Origin of the sequence: Streptomyces griseus, from assembly GCF_900460065.1 — a bacterium.
Taxonomy (GTDB): domain Bacteria; phylum Actinomycetota; class Actinomycetes; order Streptomycetales; family Streptomycetaceae; genus Streptomyces; species Streptomyces griseus.
In genome coordinates this window covers 49,955-73,947 of sequence record NZ_UAVD01000031.1, presented here as the reverse complement: position 1 = coordinate 73,947, position 23,993 = coordinate 49,955, and the positions used below count along the sequence as shown (strand labels likewise).

Annotated in this window: 3 protein-coding genes and 1 pseudogene; all 4 read right to left on the bottom strand. The window is 72.1% G+C overall.

Features of this window, described 5'->3' with window-relative positions; translation table 11 throughout:
- On the bottom strand, positions 1 to 1,026 hold a 1,026-nt coding region (locus DTB53_RS38115), incomplete at its 3' end, for a beta-ketoacyl synthase N-terminal-like domain-containing protein (protein WP_440862150.1).
- Positions 1,027 to 1,094: 68 nt separating this feature from the next.
- A pseudogene (locus tag DTB53_RS38110) lies at positions 1,095 to 7,534 on the bottom strand (SDR family NAD(P)-dependent oxidoreductase).
- Positions 7,531 to 22,956, bottom strand: a complete 15,426-nt coding sequence (locus DTB53_RS22970; RefSeq protein ID WP_440862149.1) for a type I polyketide synthase — start codon at positions 22,954 to 22,956, stop codon at positions 7,531 to 7,533. The pseudogene DTB53_RS38110 and the gene DTB53_RS22970 overlap by 4 nt, the downstream one beginning before the upstream one ends.
- A 622-nt stretch (positions 22,957 to 23,578) precedes the next feature.
- Positions 23,579 to 23,980, bottom strand: coding sequence for a nuclear transport factor 2 family protein (locus DTB53_RS22960; protein ID WP_003970386.1), 402 nt, complete (start codon positions 23,978 to 23,980; stop codon positions 23,579 to 23,581).
- Positions 23,981 to 23,993 lie beyond the last annotated feature (13 nt).

Sequence of the window (23,993 nt, the reverse complement as noted above, 5' to 3'; positions counted from 1 at the left end):
GAGGGCCTGCGCCTCGATCGGGTCGCCGAGCGTGGTGCCCGTGCCGTGCGCCTCGACGGCGTCCACCTGGTCGACGGTCAGGCGTGCGTTGTCGAGGGCCTGGCGGATGACGCGCTGCTGCGAGGGACCGTTGGGGGCGGTGAGCCCGTTGGACGCACCGTCCTGGTTCACGGCCGAACCCCGCACCACCGCCAGCACCCGGTGCCCGTTGCGGACGGCGTCCGACAGGCGCTCGACGAGGAGGACGCCGACACCCTCGGCCCAGCCGGTGCCGTCGGCGGCGTCGGCGAACGCCTTGCAGCGCCCGTCGGGCGAGAGTCCCCCCTGTCGGCTGAACTCGGCGAAGACTCCTGGGTCGGACATGACGGTGACGCCGCCGGCGAGGGCCATGGTGCACTCGCCCTGGCGCAGGGCCTGGACGGCGAGGTGCAGGGCGACCAGCGACGACGAGCACGCGGTGTCGACGGTGACGGCCGGGCCTTCGAGGCCGAAGGCGTAGGCCACCCGGCCGGAGACCACGCTGGTGGCGAGGCCGGTCAGGGTGTAGCCCTGGACCTCCTCCGGTGCGTCCTTGAGACCGGCGCCGTAGCCGGGGGTTCCCGAGCCGATGAAGACGCCGGTCCGGCTGCCCTTGAGCGTGTCGGCGTCGATGCCGGCGCGCTCCACGGCCTCCCAGGCGGTCTCCAGCAGCAGCCGCTGCTGGGGGTCCATCGCGAGCGCCTCGCGCGGGGAGATGTGGAAGAACTCGGCGTCGAACTCCCCCGCGCTGTGCACGAATCCGCCCTCGCGGACATAGCTGGTGCCGCCTCGGGACGCGTCCGGGTCGAAGAGGGCGTCGAGGTCCCAGCCGCGGTCCGCCGGAAAGGCCGACATGGCGTCGGCCTCGTCGGCGACGAGGTTCCACAGGTCCTCGGGACTCCGTACGCCTCCCGGGTAGCGGCAGGCCATGCCCACGATGGCGACGGGCTCGCTCTGGGCGGCCGTCAGTTCCTTGTTGCGGCGGCGCAGTTCTTCCGCCTCTGTCAGCGACGCCCGAAGTGCTGCGACGAGTTTGTCGGTCGATGTGGTCATGCCAGCTCCGTCTCGGTGTCGCGTCATGCTTCGTTCTTGTGCAGCGCCATGTCGACGAGCGCGTCGACGTCCATGTCCGCGATGGAGGCGGCATCGTGTTCTGCCGTCTCCGGTCCTTCCGTCTCGTCCTCGAAGCCGGTCAGGCGGCGCAGGAGGCTCAGGACGCCCGCGTCGCGCAGCGCGGAGAGCGGTACGTCCGCCAGTGCGCGGCGGAAGTCGGCCTCGGCCCGGTCGCCGCCCGGGGACGCGCCCCCGTCGCCCGGGGCGAGCTGTTCCAGCAGGTGCTCGGTGAGCGCAGCCGGTGTGGGGTGGTCGAACACGGAGGTCGGGGAGAGGCGCACTCCCGTGGCCGCGCCCAGCCGGTTGCGCAGTTCGACGCCGGTCAGGGAGTCGAAGCCCGCTTCGCGGAAGGGGCGTTCGGTCTCGACACGGCCGGTCTCCCCGAGCCCGAGTACCGCGGCCGCCTGCTGCCGCACCAGGTCGAGGACGATCCGGTGCTGTTCGGCGCCGGAGGCGGCTTCGATCCGGCGGCGCAGCGCGTCGGCGCCCGAGGCGTTCACGACACCGGCGGTGCGGCGGCCCGACGTCCGGACGAGCCCGCGGAACAGACCGGGCACCTCCTCGGCCGTGGCGCGCGCCCGCAGGGTCGCGAGGTCCAGGCCCACCGGTATGAGGAGGGCCTCGTCGGTGGCGAGGGCCGCGTCGAACAGGGCGAGGCCTTCTTCCGAGGTGAGCGCGCGGACCCCGGACCGGTCGGTGCGGGCGCGGTCGCCGCTCCCGAGGTGGCCGGTCATGCCGCTGGCCTCCTCCCAGAGTCCCCAGGCCAGGGACTGCCCCGGCAGACCGCGGGCGCGCCGGCGTTCGGCGAGCCCGTCCAGGAAGGCGTTGGCCGCCGCGTAGTTGCCCTGGCCGGCGCCGCCGAGGATGCCGCCGACGGAGGAGTAGAGGACGAAGGCGGCCAGGTCCGTTCCCGCGGTGAGCTCGTCGAGGTTGACGGCGGCGTCGACCTTGGGCCGCAGCACCCGCTCGACCTGCTCGGGGGTGAGCGAGGTCAGCACCGCGTCGTCGACGACGCCCGCCGTGTGGATCACGGCGGTGAGGGGATGTTCGGCGGGGATCGCCGCGAGGGTCCGCGCGAGCTGATCCCGGTCAGCGGCATCACACGCCACCACCGTCACCACCGCACCACTCTTCTCCAGCTCCACCACCAGCTCGGCCACACCCTCGGCCGCACCACCCCGACGCGAAGCCAGCACCAGACGACGCACCCCGTGCACCGACACCAGATGCCGGGCCACCAGAGCACCCAACGTGCCCGTACCACCCGTCACCAACACCGTGCCCCCGGCACCCAGCACCCGCGGCACCGACAGCACCACCTTGCCCACATGCCGCGCCTGACTCACATACCGGAACGCCTCCCGCGCACGACGCACATCCCACGACACCACCGGCAACGGCTCCAGCACACCCCCCTCCAGCAGACCCACCACCCCGGCCAGCCACCCACCGATCCGCTCCGCACCCGCCTCGATCAGATCGAAGGCCCGGTACTCCACACCTTCGTGGACGGAGCGCACGGTGTCGGCGTCGCGGAGGTCCGTCTTGCCCATCTCGATGAACCGGCCGCCCCGGGGCAGCAGATCGAGCGAGGCGTCCACGTACTCGCCGGAGAGCGAGTTGAGGATGACGTCCATGCCGCGGCCGTCGGTCGCGGCGAGGAACCGCTCACGGAACTCCAGCGACCTGGACGACGCGATGTGCGCCTCGTCCAGACCCAGATCCCGCAGCGCACCCCACTTCCCCTCACTCGCCGTCGCGAACACCTCCGCACCCAGATGACGCGCCACCTGCACCGCCGCCATCCCCACACCACCAGCACCCGCGTGCACCAGCACCGCGTCACCCGCCCGCACACCCGCAAGCTCCACCAACCCCATCCACGCCGTCAGGAAGGCGACCGGGGTGGCTGCGGCGGTCTCGTACGACCAGCCCTCGGGCAGCCGGGCGAGGAACCGGTGGTCGGTGCGGGCGACGGGTCCGATGGAGTCGGGCAGGAGCCCGAACACGCGGTCGCCGGGGAGCAGGTCCGGGACGCCGGGTCCGGTCTCGACGACGACGCCGGCGGCCTCGTTGCCGATCGCGGGCGCGTCCCCGCCGCCGGGGTACATGCCGAGGGCGATGAGGATGTCGCGGAAGTTGAGGCCTGCGGCGCGGACGGCGACCCGCACCTCGCCGGGGCGCAGGGGCTCGTCCGCGGGGTCGGGCAGCGGCGCCAGCACCAGGTCTTCCAGGGTGCCGGTGCCGCCGCGCACCGCGAGCCGCCAGTTGGGGGCGCCCGAGGGCACGGGCAGCGTGTCGGCGGAGACAGCGCGGGCCAGTCGGGGGCCGAACAACCGGCCTTCGGCGCTGCGGAGTTGACTTTCTCCGGTTGCCACGGCGCTCGCCACCTCGGCCACGTCGTACAGGTCCTGGTCGGTCTCCAGCAGGAAGAACCTCCCCGGGTTCTCGGTCTGCGCGGTCCTGAGCAGACCCCACACCGCCGTGTGGGCGAGGGCTCCGGCCCGGGTGACGGCAGCGAGAGGGGTCGTGTCGTACCGGGTGTCGCCGAGGAGTCGTTGCAGCAGGACCAGGGTGTCGCCGACCGCCCGCCGCACGTCGGCGGCGGGATCCACGTACGTCACGAGGAGTTCGGGTATTCCGCGGGCGGCGACGTCGTCGAGTTCGGATGCCGCGCCGAGGACGACGGCGGCCGGCGCGGGGCCCTCAGCGGCGGCGAGCGGGACCCAGTCGATGCGGTAGAGCGAGTCGTGGCCGGCGGACGACGCGCGCAGGGCCTCCGCGGAGACGGGGCGCAGCGTCAGCGCCTTCACGGACACCACCGGCTCCCCCGCCGCGTCCGCGACGAGCAGCGACACGGAGTCGCCCCCGACCGGGGTGAGACGTACGCGGACGACGGACGCGCCGGAGGCGTGCAGTTCGACCCCGCCGAAGGAGAAGGGAAGCAGGGTGACGCCCTGGTGGGCGTCGACGAGTCCGCCGAGGCCGATGGGGTGCAGGGCGGCGTCCAGCAGCGCCGGGTGCACACCAAAACCGGCGGCGTCCACCCCGTCGGGCAGAGCCACCTCCGCGAAGACCTCCCCGGCACTCCGCCAGGCGGCCCGCAGACCCCGGAAGACCGGCCCGTACGACGAACCGGCATCGGCCAGCTCGTCGTAGAAGGAAGTGAGATCGACCGGCTCCGCGTCGGCGGGCGGCCAGACCGCCAGGTCGTCCGGTTCGGCGCCGACGGGTTCGGTCAGGAGTCCGGTGGCGTGGAGGGTCCAGGTGTCGCCGTCGTCGGGACGCGAGTGCACGGCGACGGGTCGGCCGCCCGTGGCGTCAGGTCCCTCGACCACGACCTGGAGCCGCACACCGCCCCGCTCCGGGAGGATCAGGGGGGCCTGGAGCGTCAGCTCCTCGACCCGGCCGCACCCGACCTCGTCCCCGGCCCGCACCGCGAGCTCCACGAACGCCGTCCCCGGCAGAAGCACCACACCACCGACCTGGTGATCGGCCACCCAGGCTGTGCTCCGCGTCCGAGCCCGGTCAGCACCACACTCCCACCGTCGGCCAGCGGAACCGCCGCCCGAGGAGAGGGTGTCCGGTGCCGGAAAGGCCGAGGCCCACGGGATCAGGCGCCGCTGCTGCGCTGGAGCCAGTAGTGGTCGCGCTGGAAGGCATACGTCGGCAGATCAACCCGCCGGCCACCCCCACACAACAACGCCCAGTCAACCGCAACACCACACGCCCACACCCTGCCGATGCCCTCGACCACCGACACAGCCTCGTCACGACCCTTACGACACAACGCCACCAACACCGGACCACCCGGATCAGCCAGCACCTGACCCGCCATCCCCGTCAACGTCGCATCCGGCCCCACCTCCACCAAAGCCGTCAGCCCACGACCCCCCAACTCCCCCACCACATCAGCAAACCGCACCTCAGCACGCGCATGCCGCACCCAGTACTCCACCGAACCGACATCACCACCACCCCCCACCGACGACACAAAATCAACCGACGGAACACCAAACTCCAAAGACTCCAACACCCCCCGGAACTCACCCAACATCGGCTCCATCAACACCGAATGAAACGCATGCGACACACCCAACCGCCGCACCCGAACACCACGCCCCACAAACCCCCCGACAACCTCCTCCACCACACCCCGCACACCCGACACCACCACCGACGACGGACCATTCACCGCCGCCACCGACACCCACTCCCCCCGAGGATGCGCCGCAATCGCACCCACAACCTCCGCCTCCGAAGCACCAACCGCAACCATCACCCCACCCTCCGGCAACCCCTCCATCAACCGCCCACGCGCCTCCACCAACCGCACCGCATCACCCAACGACAACACACCCGCCACATGAGCAGCAGCAACCTCACCCACCGAATGACCAGCCACCACCTCCGGCCGCACACCCCACGACTCCACCAACCGGAACAACGCCACCTCAAAAGCAAACAACGCAGGCTGAGCCCACCCCGTCCGCTCCACCGCCACCTCATCCGGCGACAGCCCCAACAACGACCACACCTCCCGCCACACCCCACCGAACACCGGAAAAGCAGCAGCCAACTCCACACCCATACCAACCCGCTGAGACCCCTGACCCGCAAACAGGAACCCCAACCGACCATCACCCACACCCACCACACCCACAGCCGAAGCCGCACCCTCGACACCGGACGACAACGCCGCCCTCAACCCATCGAGATCACGCCCCACGAACACCGCCCGATGATCCAACCCCGCACGCCCCAACAACGACGCACCCACATCCAGCACACCCACACCAGGCCGCCCACCCACAAACGACGCCAACCGACCCACCTGATCCGCCAACGCCACCTCCGACCGCGCCGACACCACCCACGGCACCACACCACCAACAGCACCCACAGCCTCAGACGGCTCCACCCCAGGAACCGGCACCACCCCACCCGACGAAACAGGCGCCTGCTCCAACACCACATGCGCATTCGTCCCGCTGGCGCCGAAGGAGGACACCGCCGCCCGGCGCGGGCGGCCGGTCTCCGGCCAGCCGCGGCGCTCGGTGAGCAGGGCGATGTCCCCGCTGTTCCAGTCGACCTTGGGGGTCGGGTCGTCCAGGTGCAGGGACTTGGGCAGCACTCCGTGGTGCATGGCCATGACCATCTTCATGACGCCGCCCATGCCGGCGGCTGCCTGGGCATGACCGATGTTGGACTTCAGCGAGCCGAGATACAGCGGGTGCCCGTCCGTGCGGTCCTGGCCATAGGTGGCCAGCAGGGCCTGCGCCTCGATCGGGTCACCCAGCGTGGTACCGGTACCGTGCGCCTCCACCGCGTCGACCTCGGCGGCAGAGAGCCGGGCGGCGGCGAGCGCCTGGCGGATGACCCGCTGCTGGGCGGGGCCGTTGGGGGCGGTGAGGCCACTGCTGGCACCGTCCTGGTTGACGGCGGTGCCGCGGACGACGGCCAGCACGGGGTGGCCGTTGCGGACGGCGTCCGAGAGACGCTCGACGAGCAGGACGCCCGCACCCTCCGCCCAGCCCGTGCCGTCGGCCGAAGCGGCGAACGCCTTGCACCGCCCGTCCGGTGACAGACCACGCTGCCGGCTGAAACCGATGAACACGTCGGGTGTGGCGAGGACGGTCACCCCGGCGGCGAGAGCCATCGTGCACTCGCCCTGTCGGAGAGCGGTCACGGCGAGGTGCAGCGCGGTCAGCGACGACGAGCAGGCGGTGTCGAGGGTGACGGCGGGACCTTCGAGGCCGAAGCTGTAGGCGATCCGGCCGGACAGCACACTGCCCGCGTTGCCGGTGCCGATGAACGCCTCGACATCCTGGGGCACTTGGTCCATCGGGGCGCCGTAGTCGTGGTACATGATCCCCGCGTAGACACCGGTACGGGTGCCCTTGAGGGACGTGGGGTCGATCCCGGCCCGCTCGATCGCTTCCCAGGACGTCTCCAGCAGCAGCCGCTGCTGCGGGTCCATCGCCAGCGCCTCACGCGGCGAGATCCCGAAGAACCCCGCGTCGAACTCCGCCGCGTCGTACAGGAACCCGCCCTCACGCACGTACGACTTACCCGGGGCGTCCGGGTCCGGGTCGTACAGCGTGTCGAGGTTCCAGCCGCGGTCGGCGGGGAAGCCGGACACCGCGTCGCGTCCCTCGGCGACCAGGTCCCACAGTTCCTCCGGAGAGCCGACGCCACCGGGGTAGCGGCAGGCCATGCCGACGATCGCGACGGGCTCGGCGGCGGCGGCCGTCAGCCGGGCGTTCTCCCGTCGCAGCCGCTCGGCTTCCTTGAGCGTGTTCCGGAGGGCACCGACGACCTTGTCGTGGTCCGACCGGTCGGCGGCGTTGTCCTGGGATGGAGTCATGGCTCGTTCCTTGGCTTCGGCGCGGTCGGAGGTCACTGGTCGTTCTCGGCGAGGCGGAGAAGGTCGTCGAGGTCCATGTCGTCGATCCCGGCGGCCCCGTCGCCCTCTGCCGTGCCCTCGGGGTCCCCGTCGTGGTCGGGTGTCCCGACGGCGGCATCCGCGGATTCCAGTCCGGCGAGGCGAACCAGCGTTTCGAGCACGCCGGCCTCCCGGAGCCGGTTGAGCGGGATGGCGGAGAGGGCCTGGCGGACGCGGCCTTCCTCGGCTGCCCGGGGGTCCGTGCCGTCGACCACGGCGAGCTCGTCGCCGAGGTAGCGGGCGAGAGCCGTCGGCGTCGGGTAGTCGAAGATGACGGTGGCGGGCAGGCGCAGTCCGGATTCGACGGCGAGCCGGTTGCGCAGTTCGACGGCCGTGAGGGAGTCGAAGCCCTGGTCGAGGAAGCCGGTCTCCGCGGCCACGGTGCCGGGGCTTCCGTGCCCCAGCACCGTCGCGGCGTGGCCCCGGACGACGTCCAGGAGCAACGCGTCACGCTTCTCGGCCGGGACGGTGGCGAGGCGCTCGGCGAGCGTCGGTCCGTCCTGGCCGCCGGTGCCGGGGTGTGCCGCCGCCATGCGGCGGGCGGGCACCCGGACCAGGTCGCGGAAGATCTGGGGCACGGGTTCGGTGACCGCTCGGGCGGCCAGTGCCCGCTGGTCGAGCGCCACCGGGACGAGCAGCGCCCGGTCCGCCGTGAGCCCCCGGTCGAACAGGGCGAGCGCCTGCTCGGTGGTCAGGGCGCGGACGCCCGCCCGGCTGCCGCGCGCCAGGTCACCGCGGTCGAGGCGGGCGGTGATGCCGCTGCTCTGCTCCCACAGGCCCCAGGCCAGGGACACACCGGGCAGCCCGAGGGTCCTGCGGTGCTGGGCGAGAGCGTCGAGGAAGGCGTTGGCGGAGGCGTAGTTGGCCTGTCCCGCGCTGCCCAGCACGCCGCTGAACGAGGAGAAGAGGACGAAGGCGGCAAGGTTCATGTGCCGCGTCAGCCGGTGCAGGTTGACGGCGGCGTCGACCTTGGGCCGCAGAACCCGTGCGAGCTGTTCGGGGGTGAGGCCGCCGACGATGCCGTCGTCCGTCACGCCCGCGGCGTGGACCACGCCGCTCAGCGGGTCGTCGTCGCCGAAACCGGCGAGCACGTCGGCGAGGGCGGCAGGGTCGGCGGTGTCGCACGCGGCGACCGTGACCTGTGTCGCCCCGGCCGCGGTGAGGTCGGCGACGAGTTCGGTGACGCCGTCGGCGTCCCGTCCGCGCCGGCTGGTCAGCAGCAGCCGGCGCACGCCGTGCCGGGTGACCAGGTGGCGGGCCACGAGTCCGCCGAGGGTGCCGGTGCCTCCGGTGACGAGAACGGTGCCGGCGTCCAGGCGGACGTCCGGGGCGTCCTCGGGTGCGGCTCCCGCGGCGGCGAGCACCGGCGTGAGCCGCGTGCCGGCCCGGAGCGCGAGTTGGTCCTGACCGGAGGCGGCTGCCTCGGCGAGTACGTCCCACGAGACGACGGAGTCGTCGATGTCGACGAGGGCGAACCTGGCGGGGTGCTCGGCCTGCGCGGAGCGCACCAGGCCCCACAGGGCGGCGCCCGGCAGATCGGTGACGGCGTCACCCGCGGTCGATACGGCACCGCGGGTGACGCAGACGAGCCGGGAACCCGCGAAACGTTCGTCGGCGAGCCACCGCTGTGCGGTGGCCAGTGCCTCGGCGGTGCGTCGGTGCACCGCTGCGGTCAGGCCGTCGTCGACTGCTCCGGTGGTGGACGGCATGGCCAGCACCACGGTGTCGGGTGCTGCCGTGCCCGCGTCCATGAGCGCGATCAGCTCGTCCAGGTCGGCACACGTGTCGACGGAATCCGCGGCGTCCTTGAGGGCCGACAGGACGTCGGCGTCCGGGTGCTGGAGAACGGCCCACCGTCCGCCGCCGAGCACGGGGGCCGCGGTCGCGGCGTCGGCTGCCCGCTTCCAGTCCAGGTGGAACAGGGAGCTGCTGCCGACCGCCGCACCGAGCTCGCCCTTCACGGGGCGGGAGACGAGGCCGTCGATCACGGCCACGGTGTGTCCCGCCGCGTCGAGCAGCGTGAGCGCGACGGTGTCGGTTCCGGCCCAGGCGATGCGCACCCGTGCCGCTGCCGCGCCGGAGGCGTGCAGCTCCACTCCGTTGAACGAGAACGGCAGGCGGACGTTCTCGTCGTCGGAGCCCGCCGCGTCGAGAAGCGCGGGGTGCAGTGAGGCGTCCAGCAGAGCGGGGTGAATGCCGTAGGAAGCGGCGTCGTTGTCCTCGGGCAGGGCCACCTCCGCGAGGATGTCCGAGCCATGGCGCCACGCGGACGTCAGGCCGCGGAAGGCGTTCCCGTAGTGGTAGCCGCGATCGGCCAGCCCCTCGTAGAAGCCGTCCAGTTCGATGCGTTCGGCGTCGGCGGGCGGCCAGTTCTCCGCGTCACCGGCGGGCAGCGCGCCGGGCTCGGTGAGCAGTCCGGTGGCGTGGAGGGTCCAGGTGTCGCCGTCGTCGGGACGCGAGTGCACGGCGACGGGTCGGCCGCCCGTGGCGTCCGGTCCCTCGACCACGACCTGGAGCCGCACACCGCCCCGCTCCGGGAGGATCAGGGGGGCCTGGAGCGTCAGCTCCTCGACCCGGCCGCACCCGACCTCGTCCCCGGCCCGCACCGCGAGCTCCACGAACGCCGTCCCCGGCAGAAGCACCACACCACCGACCTGATGGTCGGCGACCCAGGCATGAGAAGTACGCCCGACGCGGCCGGTCAGCACCACACTCCCACCGTCGGCCATGGGGAGGGCTGCGCTGAGGAGCGGATGCCCCGTGTTGGAGAGCCCGAGACCCTCCGCGTCACCCGACCCATGAGCCTTGGGAAGCCAGTAATGGTCACGCTGGAAGGCATACGTCGGCAGATCAACCCGCCGGCCACCCCCACACAACGACGCCCAGTCAACCGCAACACCACACGCCCACACCCTGCCGATGCCCTCGACCACCGACACAGCCTCGTCACGACCCTTACGACACAACGCCACCAACACCGGACCACCCGGATCAGCCAGCACCTGACCCGCCATCCCCGTCAACGTCGCATCCGGCCCCACCTCCACCAAAGCCGTCAGCCCACGACCCCCCAACTCCCCCACCACATCAGCAAACCGCACCTCAGCACGCGCATGCCGCACCCAGTACTCCACCGAACCGACATCACCACCACCCCCCACCGACGACACAAAATCAACCGACGGAACACCAAACTCCAAAGACTCCAACACCCCCCGGAACTCACCCAACATCGGCTCCATCAACACCGAATGAAACGCATGCGACACACCCAACCGCCGCACCCGAACACCACGCCCCACAAACCCCCCGACAACCTCCTCCACCACACCCCGCACACCCGACACCACCACCGACGACGGACCATTCACCGCCGCCACCGACACCCACTCCCCCCGAGGATGCGCCGCAATCGCACCCACAACCTCCGCCTCCGAAGCACCAACCGCAACCATCACCCCACCCTCCGGCAACCCCTCCATCAACCGCCCACGCGCCTCCACCAACCGCACCGCATCACCCAACGACAACACACCCGCCACATGAGCAGCAGCAACCTCACCCACCGAATGACCAGCCACCACCTCCGGCCGCACACCCCACGACTCCACCAACCGGAACAACGCCACCTCAAAAGCAAACAACGCAGGCTGAGCCCACCCCGTCCGCTCCACCGCCACCTCATCCGGCGACAGCCCCAACAACGACCACACCTCCCGCCACACCCCACCGAACACCGGAAAAGCAGCAGCCAACTCCACACCCATACCAACCCGCTGAGACCCCTGACCCGCAAACAGGAACCCCAACCGACCATCACCCACACCCACCACACCCACAGCCGAAGCCGCACCCGGACCCGTCACCACAGCCGACAACAACGACTCCCGGTCACGCCCCGCGAACACCACCCGATGATCCAACCCCGCACGCCCCAACAACGACGCACCCACATCCAGCACACTCACACCAGGCCGCCCACCCACAAACGACGCCAACCGACCCACCTGATCCGCCAACGCCACCTCCGACCGCGCCGACACCACCCACGGCACCACACCAACACCACCAACAGCACCAACAGCACCAGACGGCTCCACCTCAGGAACCGGCACCACCCCACCCGACGAAACAGGCGCCTGCTCCAACACCACATGCGCATTCGTCCCGCTGATACCGAACCCGGACACCGCCGCCCGACGCGGACGACCCGTCCGAGGCCACTCACGCTCACGCACCAACAACTCCACCGCACCCGACGCCCAATCCACCTCCGGCGACGGCTCCTCCACATGCAACGTCCGCGGCAGGACGCCGTGCTGGAGGGCGAGCACGGTCTTGACCACGCCCGCGATGCCTGCGGCAGCCTGCGGGTGGCCGATGTTGGACTTCAGCGAACCCAGATACAGCGGGTGCCCGTCCGTGCGGTCCTGGCCATAGGTGGCCAGCAGGGCCTGCGCCTCGATCGGGTCACCCAGCGTGGTACCGGTACCGTGCGCCTCCACCGCGTCGACCTCGGCGGTGGTCAGGCCGGCGTTGGCGAGGGCCTGGCGGATGACGCGCTGCTGCGAGGGACCGTTGGGGGCGCTCAGTCCGTTGGACGCACCGTCCTGGTTGGTGGCGGAGCCACGGATGACGGCGAGTACCGGGTGCCCGTTGCGGTGGGCGTCCGAGAGGCGCTCCAGGAGGATCACTCCGACGCCCTCGGAGAGGCCGATGCCCTCGGCGTCGCTGGAGAAGGTGCGGCAGCGGCCGTCGTGCGACAGGCCTCGCTGGCGGCTGAAGCCGATGAAGCCCTCAGGGGTCGACATGATGGCCACTCCGCCGGCGAGGGCCATGTCGCACTCGCCCTGCTTCACTGCCTGGGCGGCGAGGTGCAGCGCGGTCAGCGATGACGAGCAGGCGGTGTCGACGGTGACGGCCGGGCCTTCGAGGCCGAAGGTGTAGGCGATCCGGCCGGAGACGACGCTGTTGTGGCCTCCGGTGACGAGGTGGCCCTCGTAGCCCACCGGCGCCTGTCCCATGGCCGCCCGGTAGTCCGACGGGTTGGCGCCGATGAAGGTACCGGTGCGGGTGCCCTTGAGGACCGTGGGGTCGATGCCGGCGTGCTCGATCGCTTCCCAGGACGTCTCCAGCAGCAGCCGCTGCTGCGGGTCCATCGCCAGCGCCTCACGCGGCGAGATCCCGAAGAACCCCGCGTCGAACTCCGCCGCGTCGTGGAGGAATCCGCCGTCGCGGGCATAGGTCTTACCGGGGGTGGCGGGATCGGGGTCGTAGAGACCGTCCAGGTCCCAGCCGCGGTTCTCCGGGAAGCCGGTGATCGCGTCTCCGCCGTCCCGGAGGAGCTGCCACAGCTCCTCCGGGGTGGTGACGCCGCCCGGCAGCCGGCAGGCCATGCCGACGATCGCGACCGGCTCGTCGTGGAGCGCGGCGACAGCCGTCACGGCCGGGACCGACGCCTGCGGCCGGCCGTCGGCGTCCGGGAAGCAACGGTCGTGGAGGTGGGCGGCCAGCTCGGCGGGGGTCGGGTGGTCGAAGACGACGGTCGCGGACAGCCGCTCCCCGGTGGCGGCCTTGAGGCGGTTACGGAGGTCGACGGCGGTGAGCGAGTCGAAGCCCAGGTCACGGAAGGCCCGGTCCAGACCCACCTGGTCGGTCGTGGCGTGGCCCAGGACGGCTGCGGCCTGGGAGCGCACCAGGTCGACGAGTTCGCGTTCCCGGTCCTCGCGGGGCAGCCCTTCGAGCCTGCGGAGCAGCGTCGCGGCGTCGTGTCCGGTGGTGTCGCCGGGTGCGGCGGAATCCGGTGCGGTCGCCTCGGGTATCTCCCGTATCAGGGCGCTCGGCCGGACCGAGGTGAAGAGGGTGGCGAAGGGCTCCCAGGCGATGTCGGCGATGGCGACGAACGTCTCGTCGTGGTCGAGCGCCTGGCGCAGTCCGGTGCACGCGGCCTCGGGGTCGAGCAGCGGAAGGCCCTGCTGAACGGCGCGGTCGGTGATCGTACGGCGCTCGGTGGCGCTGAGGGAGTCCCAGTCGTTGTACGCGTCCCAGATCCCCCAGGCGATCGACGTGGCGGCGAGGCCTCGTGCACGGCGGCGTTCGGCGAGTGCGTCCAGGTGGGCGTTGGCAGCGGCGTAGGCCGCGTGGTCGCCGCTGCCCCAGAAGCCGGCGATGGACGAGAAGAGCACGAAGGCGTCCACGTCCTCGCCGAGGAGCGAGTCGAGGTGTTCGGCGCCGGCGACCTTGGCTCCGAGGAGCGCGGCGAAGTGGTCGGGGGTCGCGTCGGCGAGCGGAGCGAGTTCCGCCTGGACGGCGGCGTGCATGACGGCGCGCACGGGGTCGCCCTGGTCCGCGAGGCCGGTGACAAGTGCTTCGACGGCGTCGCGGTCGGCGATGTCGCAGGCCGCGACGGTGACCCGTGCGCCGAGTCCGGTGAGCTCCCGCGCCAGGTCATCGGCCCCCGGGGCGTCGCCGCCGCGTCGGCTGGTGAGGACGAGATGGGGGGCGCCCTCACGGGCGAGCCACCGGGCCACGTGGGCGCCGAGGGCACCGAGTCCGCCCGTGATGAGCACGGTGCCGTCGGGCCGCCAGCGGCGGGCCGGGGCGGTACGGCCGAGAGAGGCGCGCACCATGCGCCGGGCGACGACTCCGCCGGCGCGGACGGCGAGCTGGTCCTCTCCGGCCGGCTCCGCGAGGATGCCGCAGAGCCTGCGCAGCGCGCGCTCGTCGGGGGTGTCGGGGAGGTCGACGAGCCCGCCCCAGACGCCGGACTGTTCGAGAGCCGCGACCCGTCCGACGCCCCACACCTGTGCCTGCACGGCACTGGTCAGCGTCTCGGAGGGGGCGGTGGCGACGGCACCCCGGGTGAGGCACCAGAGCGGGGCGGTCGCGTCGAGGTCGCGCAGTGCCTGCACGAGGGAGACGGTGCCCGCGAGGCCCGCAGAGACCAGCGGCTGGGTCTCCGTGGGCTTCTCGTCGAACGCCCACAGCGACAGCACGCCCCGCAGGTCGTGACGGCCGGCCAGCGCCTCCTGGACACGCCCGGCGAGCCGGGTCCGGTCCGCGTCTTCCTCCGTGACGGTGAGGGTGACGGCGTCGGCGCCCCGTGCACCGAGCATGCGGACGAGGGAGGCGGTCGTGTCGTCATCGCCGGCGGATTCGGGCACCACGACGATCCAGGTTCCGGACAGCACGGGCACGGAGGTGCCGGAGACGGGGCGCCAGGCGGTCTTGTAGCGCCAGGAGTCGATCACGGACTCCTGGCGGCCGGCCCGCCGCCAGGACGCGAGGGCGGGAAGCAGAGGCCGCAGCTCCTCGCCGTCGAGATCCAGCGAATCCGCCAGCGACTCCAGGTCCTCGCGCTCGACGGCCTCCCAGAACCGGTCCTCCACCTCGTCCCGCGGCACACCCGCCGACGCCGGCAGTTCACCCGACTCCAGCCAGAAACGGCTGCGCTGGAACGGATACGTCGGCAGGTCGACGGTGTCCCCCGAAGCGGCCACCAGGGAACCCAGGTCGACGGGCAGACCTTCGACGAAGGCCTGTGCCAGCGACGTCACGAACCGCTGAGCCCCACCGTCCTCGCGGCGCAGGGACCCGACCACCGTGGACGCGCCGGACTCCTCCACACCCACGGCGAGGACGGGGTGGGCGCTGCACTCGACGAAGGCGGACAGCCCGTCGGCTATCAGCGCCTTCGTCGTGGCCTCGAACTCGACGGTCTGCCGGAGGTTCCGCACCCAGTACGCGGCATCGAGCTGCTCGGTGTCCAGCAGACCACCGGTCACCGTCGAATAGAACGGGACCGTCGCCGAACGCGGAACGATCGGGGCAAGAACGTCGAGGAGTTCCTCACGGATCGACTCCACGTGCGAGGAATGCGACGCGTAGTCCACCGCGATACGCCGGACCCGCACCTCCTCACCCTCCAGGGCCGCCAGCAGCTCGTCCAACGCAGCCGGCTCACCCGACACCACCGTCGACGAAGGGCCGTTGACGGCGGCAACCGCCAAGCGGTCACCGAAGCCCGCAACCCTCTCCCGTACCGTCTCGGCGGGCAGCGCGACCGACGCCATACCCCCACGCCCCGCCAGACGCTCACCGATCACCCGGCTCCGCTCAGCAACGATCCGGGCACCGTCCTCCAACGACAACGCACCCGCCACCACAGCCGCAGCAATCTCACCCTGCGAATGACCCACCACCGCAGCCGGCACCACCCCGAACGACTCCCACAACCGGGCCAGCGACACCATCACCGCCCACGACACGGGCTGCACCACATCGACCCGGCCCAATCCACCCGCCAACTCCGCCCGCAGATCCCACCCCACAAACGGCGCAAGAGCCGCAGCACACTCCCGCAACGACGCGTCGAACACCGGGAACGCATCAGCGAGTTCCAACCCCATACGCGACCACTGCGCACCCTGCCCCGGAAACACGAACACCGGCCGCGCACCCGCACCCGCGACACCCGACACCACACCCGGCTCACCCGCCGCGACCGCGTACAGACCGGCGAGGAGCTCCTCACGGTCATGGCCCACGACCACCGCTCGATGCTCCAGTCGTGCCCGCGAGCGCAACAGTGCGCCGGCGACGGAGAGCAGGTCCTGATCCGCGTCGGTCACGGACTGGAGGTGCGTGCGGAGCCTCTCGGCGGTGGCGCGCAGGGCGTCCTCGGAGGCGGCCGACAGGACCCACGGGGCCGCTCCCCCGCCAACGGCGGGCGTGGAGTGCGCGGGGGCGTCCGTGTGCTCGACGGCTTCGAGGATGACGTGGGCGTTGGTGCCGCTGACGCCGAAGGAGGAGACGCCCGCGCGGCGCGGACGACCCGTCTCCGGCCACTCCCGGGACTCCGTCAGCAACGACACATCACCCGCGGACCAGTCGACATGCGACGACGGCTCATCCACATGCAACGTCCGCGGCAACACACCGTGCCGCATCGCCATCACCATCTTGATCACACCAGCCACACCCGCAGCCGCCTGCGCATGACCGATGTTCGACTTCAACGAACCCAACAGCAGCGCAGCACCCTCCTCACGCCCCTGCCCGTACGTCGCCAACAACGCCTGCGCCTCGATCGGATCACCCAACCGCGTCCCCGTACCGTGCGCCTCCACCGCATCCACATCGGTCGGGGACAGGCGGGCGCTCTCCAGTGCCTGGCGGATGACGCGCTGCTGGGCCGGGCCGTTGGGGGCGGTGAGGCCGTTGGACGCACCGTCCTGGTTCACGGCCGAACCCCGCACCACCGCCAGCACCCGGTGCCCGTTGCGGCGGGCATCGGAGAGGCGCTCCACGAGGAGCACGCCGACGCCCTCGGCCCAGCCGGTGCCGTCGGCGGCGTCGGCGAACGACTTGCAGCGTCCGTCGGTGGCGAGGCCCTGCTGTCGGCTGAACTCGGAGAAGACACTGGGGCTGGAGAGGACGGTGACGCCGCCGGCGAGGGCCATCGTGCACTCGCCCTGCCGCAGGGCCTGCGCCGCCAGGTGCAGGGCGACCAGCGACGACGAGCACGCGGTGTCGACGGTCACGGCCGGGCCTTCGAGGCCCAGGGTGTACGCGACCCGGCCCGAGGCGACGCTGCCGGAGGTACCGGTGGCGAGGTAGCCGCCGACCTCCTCCGGGACGCGGTCGAGACGGCTGGCGTAGTCGTGGTACATGACGCCGGTGAAAACGCCGGTACGGGTGCCGTTGAGCGACGTGGGGTCGATTCCGGCCCGCTCCAGCGCCTCCCAGGACGTCTCCAGCAGCAGCCGCTGCTGGGGGTCCATCGCCAGCGCCTCACGCGGTGAGATCCCGAAGAACCCCGCGTCGAAGTCGGCGGCGTCGTAGAGGAATCCGCCTTCGCGGACGTAGGAGGTGCCGCCGGTCCCGTCGGTGGCTCCGAGCAGCGCGTCCATGTCCCAGCCGCGGTCGGTGGGGAACGGGGACACGGCGTCGACACCGTCGGCGACGAGCTGCCACAGCTCCTCCGGGGAGCCCACACCGCCGGGAAGACGGCATGCCATGCCGACGATGGCGATCGGCTCGTCGACGGCGGAGGCGCGCGCGGCACCCGGGCCACCTGGGGCACTCGGCTGTGTGCGCGCCTCCGGGCCGCCGTCGAGCAGGGTGCCGATGTGGGCGGCGAGGCGGTCCGGTGTCGGGTGGTCGAAGACGGCGGTGGCCGGCAGGCGCAGGCCGGTCGCCGTGTTGAGGCGGTTGCGCAGTTCGACGGCGGCGAGTGAGTCGAAGCCGAGGGCACGGAACGGCTGCCCGGCGTCGACGGCGGCGGTCGAGTCGTGGCCGAGCACCGCGCCGGCCTGGGCGCGCACCAGTTCCGTCAGGGTGTGCTCCCGCTGCTCGGGCGTCAGCCCGACGAGGGCACGCGCGAGGTCGCTGACGGCGGAGGCCCCCCGGGCGGCACCGGCGGTGGTGGTGCGGCGCCGAGGGCGGGGCGCGTACGTGCGCAGGAGCGGTGACAGAGTCTCGCTGCGGGCGGCGTCGCGCAGGGCGGCACGGTCCAGTACGAGCGGAATGACCGCCGGGTGCGGGGTGCGCAGGCCTGCGTCGAAGAGGGCGAGGCCCTGGGCGGTGGTCATGGGTGCCACGCCGGTCCTGGCGAGGCGCAGCACGTCGCCGCGGTCCAGGTGGCCGGTGAGGCCGCTGGCCTGCTCCCAGTAGCCCCAGGCCAGGGAGACGGCGGGCAGGCCGTCCTGCCGGCGCCGGACGGCGAGGGCGTCGAGGTAGGCGTTGGCAGCCGCGTAGTTGGCCTGGCCGGCGGTGCCGAGGACGCCGGCGGCGGAGGAGAAGAACACGAAGGCGGAGAGGCCGAGGTGCGCGGTGAGGTCGTGGAGGTGCTGGGCGGCGTCGGACTTGGGGCGGAGCACCTGGTCGACGTGGTCGTCGGTGAGGGAGGTGACGACGGTGTCGGCGAGCGCGCCGGCGGTGTGGACGACGGCGGTCAGCGGGTGCGCGGGGTCGATGTCGGCGAGGACTGCGGCGAGGGCGTCACGGTCTGCCGCGTCGCAGGCGACGATGTGCGCGTCGGCTCCGTGGGCCGCGAGGTCGGCGGCCAGTTCGGGTGCGCCGGGGGCGTCGGGGCCTCCTCGGCTGAGGAGCAGCAGGTGGCGCACGCCGTGTGCGGTGACGAGGTGCCGGGCGAGGAGGCTGCCGAGGGTGCCGGTGCCGCCGGTGACGAGGACGGTGCCCTCGGTGTCGATGGGGGTGCTGGTGGTGTCGGGGTCGGCGGGTACGGGGGTGAGGCGAGGTGTGCTGACGCCGGTCGGGCCGAGGGCGAGCTGCGGTTCGCCGGTGGCGAGGGCGGCGGCCACGGCGTCCGGCGACGGCTCGGAGTCCCGCTCGGTTTCGAGGAGTTGGAAGCGACCGGGGTGCTCGGTCTGCGCGGACCGTACGAAACCCCGGACGGCGGCGTGCGCGAGGGAGTCGCGGCGGGTGACGAAGGCGAGCCGCGAGGTGCTCCAGCGGTCGTCGGAGAGCCAACGACGGACCAGTGCGAGTACCGAGCCGACGAGGTCGCGCACGTCGGTGGCGTCGTCGGGCAGGGCGAGCGCGACGACGTCGGGAGCCGGGCCGTCGGGGGTAGCGACGGTGTCGAGATCCGGGGCCCCGGTGTCCAGGAAGACGATGTCGGCCGCGTCGGTCGGGGCCGGGAGGCCGGCGATCGGCTCCCACACGACGTGCAGGAGGTCGGCGGCGCCCTTCGTGCCGAGGGTGTCGGTGGCCGGAGCGCGCAGGGCGAGCGACTCCACGCGGGCGACGGGGGTCCCGTCGGTGTCGGTGAGGCGCACGCTCACGGTGTCGTCGCCGGTCCGGGTGAGCTGGACGCGCAGGTCGGCCGTACCGGTGGCGTACACCTCGACGCCGCTCCACGAGAACGGCAGCCGCAGGGCGGCGGTGTCTCCGGCGTCGCCGGTCCGGACGAGGATCGCGTGGAGCGCCGCGTCGAGGGCCGCCGGGTGCAGCAGGAATCGTTCGGCTTCCTCGGGCGCGACCGAGGTGACCTCGGCGTACACCTCGTCTCCGGCGGTCCACACGGCGCGCAGCCCCTGGAAGGCGGGGCCGTATCCGTACCCTGCGGCGGTGACGTCGTCGTAGAAGGTGTCGACAGGGACGGCGGAGGCACCGGGCGGCGGCCAGGCGGTGAGGCCGAAGGACGGTTCGGCGGCGTCGGCCGGAACGAGGGTGCCGGTGGCGTGGCACGTCCACGAGGCGTCGCCGGAGTCGTCCCTGCGGGCGTGCACGGTCAGGGGGCGGCTGCCGTCCGCCTCGGCGGTGCCCACGGCGACCTGGACGGCGACGGGCCTGCCGTCGACCAGTTCCAGCGGCGCCTGGAGCGTGAGCTCGGCGAGCCGTCCGCAACCGACCTCGTCGCCCGCGCGCACCGCGAGTTCCACGTAGGCCGCGCCGGGCAGGATGACGTGTCCGTCGACGGTGTGGTCGGCGAGCCACGGGTGGTCGGCGAGCGAGAGGCGCCCGGTCAACAGGGCGCCGTCGGTGTCGGCGAGCCTGACGACGGCTCCGAGCAGCGGATGGTGGGCGGCGCCCAGTCCGGCGGCGTTGAAGTCGGTTCGGCCGGCCGTCGGGCGCAGCCAGTAGTGCGTGCCCTGGAAGGCGTACGTGGGCAGGTCGACGGCGCGTCCGTCAGCGACGAGGGGTGCCAGATCGACGGGCAGTCCGTTGACGAAGGCCTGTGCCAGGGACGTCACGAACCGCTGAGCCCCACCGTCCTCACGGCGCAGGGACCCGACCACCGTGGACGCACCGGACTCCTCCACACCCACAGCCAGAACCGGGTGAGCACTGCACTCCACGAAGGCGGACAGCCCATCGGCTATCAACGCCCGCGTCGTCGCCTCGAACTCGACGGTCTGCCGGAGGTTCCGCACCCAGTACGCGGCATCGAGCTGCTCGGTGTCCAGCAGACCACCGGTCACCGTCGAATAGAACGGGACCGTCGCCGAACGCGGAACGATCGGGACCAGGACATCGAGGAGTTCCTCACGGATCGACTCCACGTGCGAGGAATGCGACGCGTAGTCGACCGCGATACGCCGGACGCGTACCTCCTCACCCTCCAGGGCCGCCAGCAGCTCGTCCAACGCAGCCGGCTCACCCGACACCACCGTCGACGAAGGGCCGTTGACGGCGGCAACCGCCAAGCGGTCACCGAAGCCCGCAACCCTCTCCCGTACCGTCTCGGCGGGCAGCGCGACCGACGCCATACCCCCACGCCCCGCCAGACGCTCACCGATCACCCGACTGCGCTCAGCAACGATCCGGGCACCGTCCTCCAGGGAGAGCGCACCGGCGACGACGGCCGCGGCTATCTCACCCTGCGAATGACCCACCACCGCAGCCGGCACCACACCGAACGACTCCCACAACCGGGCCAGCGACACCATCACCGCCCAGGACGCGGGCTGCACCACATCCACCCGGCCCAGACCACCCGCCAACTCCACCCGCAGATCCCACCCCACGAACGGCGCAAGAGCCGCAGCACACTCCCGCAACGACGCATCGAACACCGGGAACGCATCAGCGAGTTCCAACCCCATACGCGACCACTGCGCACCCTGCCCCGGAAACACGAACACCGGCCGCGCACCCCCACCCGCGACACCCGACACCACACCCGGCTCACCCGCCGCAGCAGCGGCCAGGGCGGTGCGGAGGGAGGTGTCGTCGGTGCCGACGACCACGGCGCGGTGGTCCCACAGCGACCGCGTGGCGAGGAGCGAGTGGCCGACGTCTGCCGGACGGGTGCCGGTGTGCTCCTCCACGTGGGCGAGCAGGCGGGCGGCCTGCTCGCGCAAGCCCTCGGCCGTGCGGGCGGACAGCGTCCAGGGAACGGCCGGGGAGGGGGCGGTCGTGCCCGACGCGGACTCCGGCGTCGGCTCCGGCATCGACTCCGACACGGCCCCGGGCTCGGCCTCGTCCGGCGCGTCCGGGCGGGGGGCCTGTTCGAGAATGACGTGGGCGTTGGTGCCGCTGATACCGAAGGAGGAGACGCCCGCGCGGCGCGGACGGCCCGTCTCCGGCCACTCCCGGGACTCCGTCAGCAACGACACATCACCCGCGGACCAGTCGACATGCGACGACGGCTCATCCACATGCAACGTCCGCGGCAACACACCGTGCCGCATCGCCATCACCATCTTGATCACACCAGCCACACCCGCAGCCGCCTGCGCATGACCGATGTTCGACTTCAACGAACCCAACAGCAGCGCAGCACCCTCCTCACGCCCCTGCCCGTACGTCGCCAACAACGCCTGCGCCTCGATCGGATCACCCAACCGCGTCCCCGTACCGTGCGCCTCCACCGCATCCACATCGCGGGGGGAGACGCCGGCGTTGGCGAGGGCGCGGACGATGACGTCCTCCTGCGCCTCGTCGTTGGGGGCGGTGAGGCCGTTGGACGCGCCGTCCTGGTTCACGGCCGAACCCCGCACCACCGCCAGCACCCGGTGCCCGTTGCGCAGTGCGTCGGAGAGGCGCTCCACCAGGAGGAGGCCGACTCCCTCGGCGGGGCCGAAGCCGTCGGCGCCCTCGGCGAACGCCTTGCAACGGCCGTCGGGGGCCAGGCCCTGCTGGCGGCTGAGATCGACGATCCAGTTGGGGGCGGCCATCACCGTGACACCGCCGGCCAGGGCCATGGTGCACTCGCCCTGGCGGAGCGCCTGTACGGCGAGGTGCAGGGCGACCAGCGACGACGAGCACGCGGTGTCGACGGTCACGGCGGGGCCGCGCAGGCCGAGGGTGTACGCGACCCGGCCGGACATCACACTGGTGGTGTTGCCGACGGCCAGGTAGCCCTCCACGTCCTCGGCTGCCGGGTCGCCGTGGCGGGGGGCGTAGTCCTGCGGGACCGCGCCGACGAAGACGCCGACGTTCTCGCCGCGCAGTGCGGCGGGGACGATGCCGGCGCGCTCCACGGTCTCCCAGGCGGTCTCCAGCAGCAGCCGCTGCTGCGGGTCCATCGCCAGCGCCTCACGCGGCGAGATCCCGAAGAACCCCGCGTCGAACTCGGCCGCGCCGTGCAGGAAACCGCCCCCGCGGATGTAGCTGGTGCCGACCCGGAGCGGGTCGGCGTCGAAGAGTGCGTCGAGGTCCCAACCGCGGTCGGTGGGCAGCTCGGAGATTCCCTCGGCCCCGTCGGCGACCATGCGCCACAGGTCCTCCGGGGAGCCGATGCCGCCGGGGAAGCGGCAGGCCATGCCCACGATGGCGATGGGCTCGCGGTTGCGGGCCTCCGCCGCGCTCAGACGCTGCCGGGCCTGCCGGAGATCGGCCGTGACGCGCTTCAGGTAGTCGCGGAGCTTCTCTTCGTTGGGCGAGGTGGCGGGCATGTAACACAACTCCACAGGCGGAAGGGGCACGGGGACGGCACGGCGGTGGGGAGATCTCCGGCACGGCGGCAGGGCGCGCGGAGGCCTCACGGCGACCCGCGGTGTCGGTGAAAAGTCCGCTGCCGGAAGGTCACGGCATGCGGTGGATGGCGGTCCTCTTACCGGGACCGGGCTCCCGCGACGGACCCTGGTCGCGGCGACGGTTGGGCATGCCGGAGCGGATGATCCTTCACTGGTGGTCCCCCGAGTCGTGCGGTGTCGATGGTTGGTGCTGTACGTGGGGCCGTGCGCACCGTGCTGGTGCGCGTCGGGCCCTGTCGGCCGCTGCCGGACCCCTTCCGGCCCCCGGTGAGGCGGGTCGACAGGCGTACGGTGCGGCGGCCCTGGCGGGCGTGGTGTCGTGGGTTCGGGTTCCGGGCCGATGGCGGGCCACGGCCGCAAGGGTGTCTCGGCCGGTGTCCGGCCCTCTGTCCTCGGCCTCCGGCCTCAGTGTGACGTTCTGTTCTGTTCTACGGATCGATTCTGCGCCAGAAGTGGCGGCCTGGCCTCGGGGTTCACCCCTGGCCGCCACCCCAGCATCGTTGGTCCCACCTGCCCCAGGCGTATCCCTGGGGGCACGTGAGCACCCAGGGGTTTGTCAGGCGCCGGCGGGTGCGATGTCGGTCAGACCCCAGTAGGCGCGCATCTCGCTGATGAGACCGTCCTCACCGATGGTGAAGACCGAGACGAGGTTGACGTCGAGGCGGACGCCGCCGGTGGGGTCCTGCGGGTTGTTGATGGTGGCCTTGAGCGGCAGGGCGACGCTCTGTCCGTCCTGGGCCCCGCTGGGCACACCGGGGACGTCGTGGGTGTCGAACTCGTGGAGGACGCGCTGGAAGTAGGCGCGGAGGGCCTCCTCACCGGCGACGGGAGGGGCGCCGACCGGGTCGGCCACGACGGCGTCGGTGGCGAACAGCTTGACGACGCCGTCGAGGTCCTTGGCGTTGACGCGCTCGAAGTACTCCAGGACGGTGGCCTTGCGCTGAGTCTCGTCGATCACGGGGTTCTCCAGT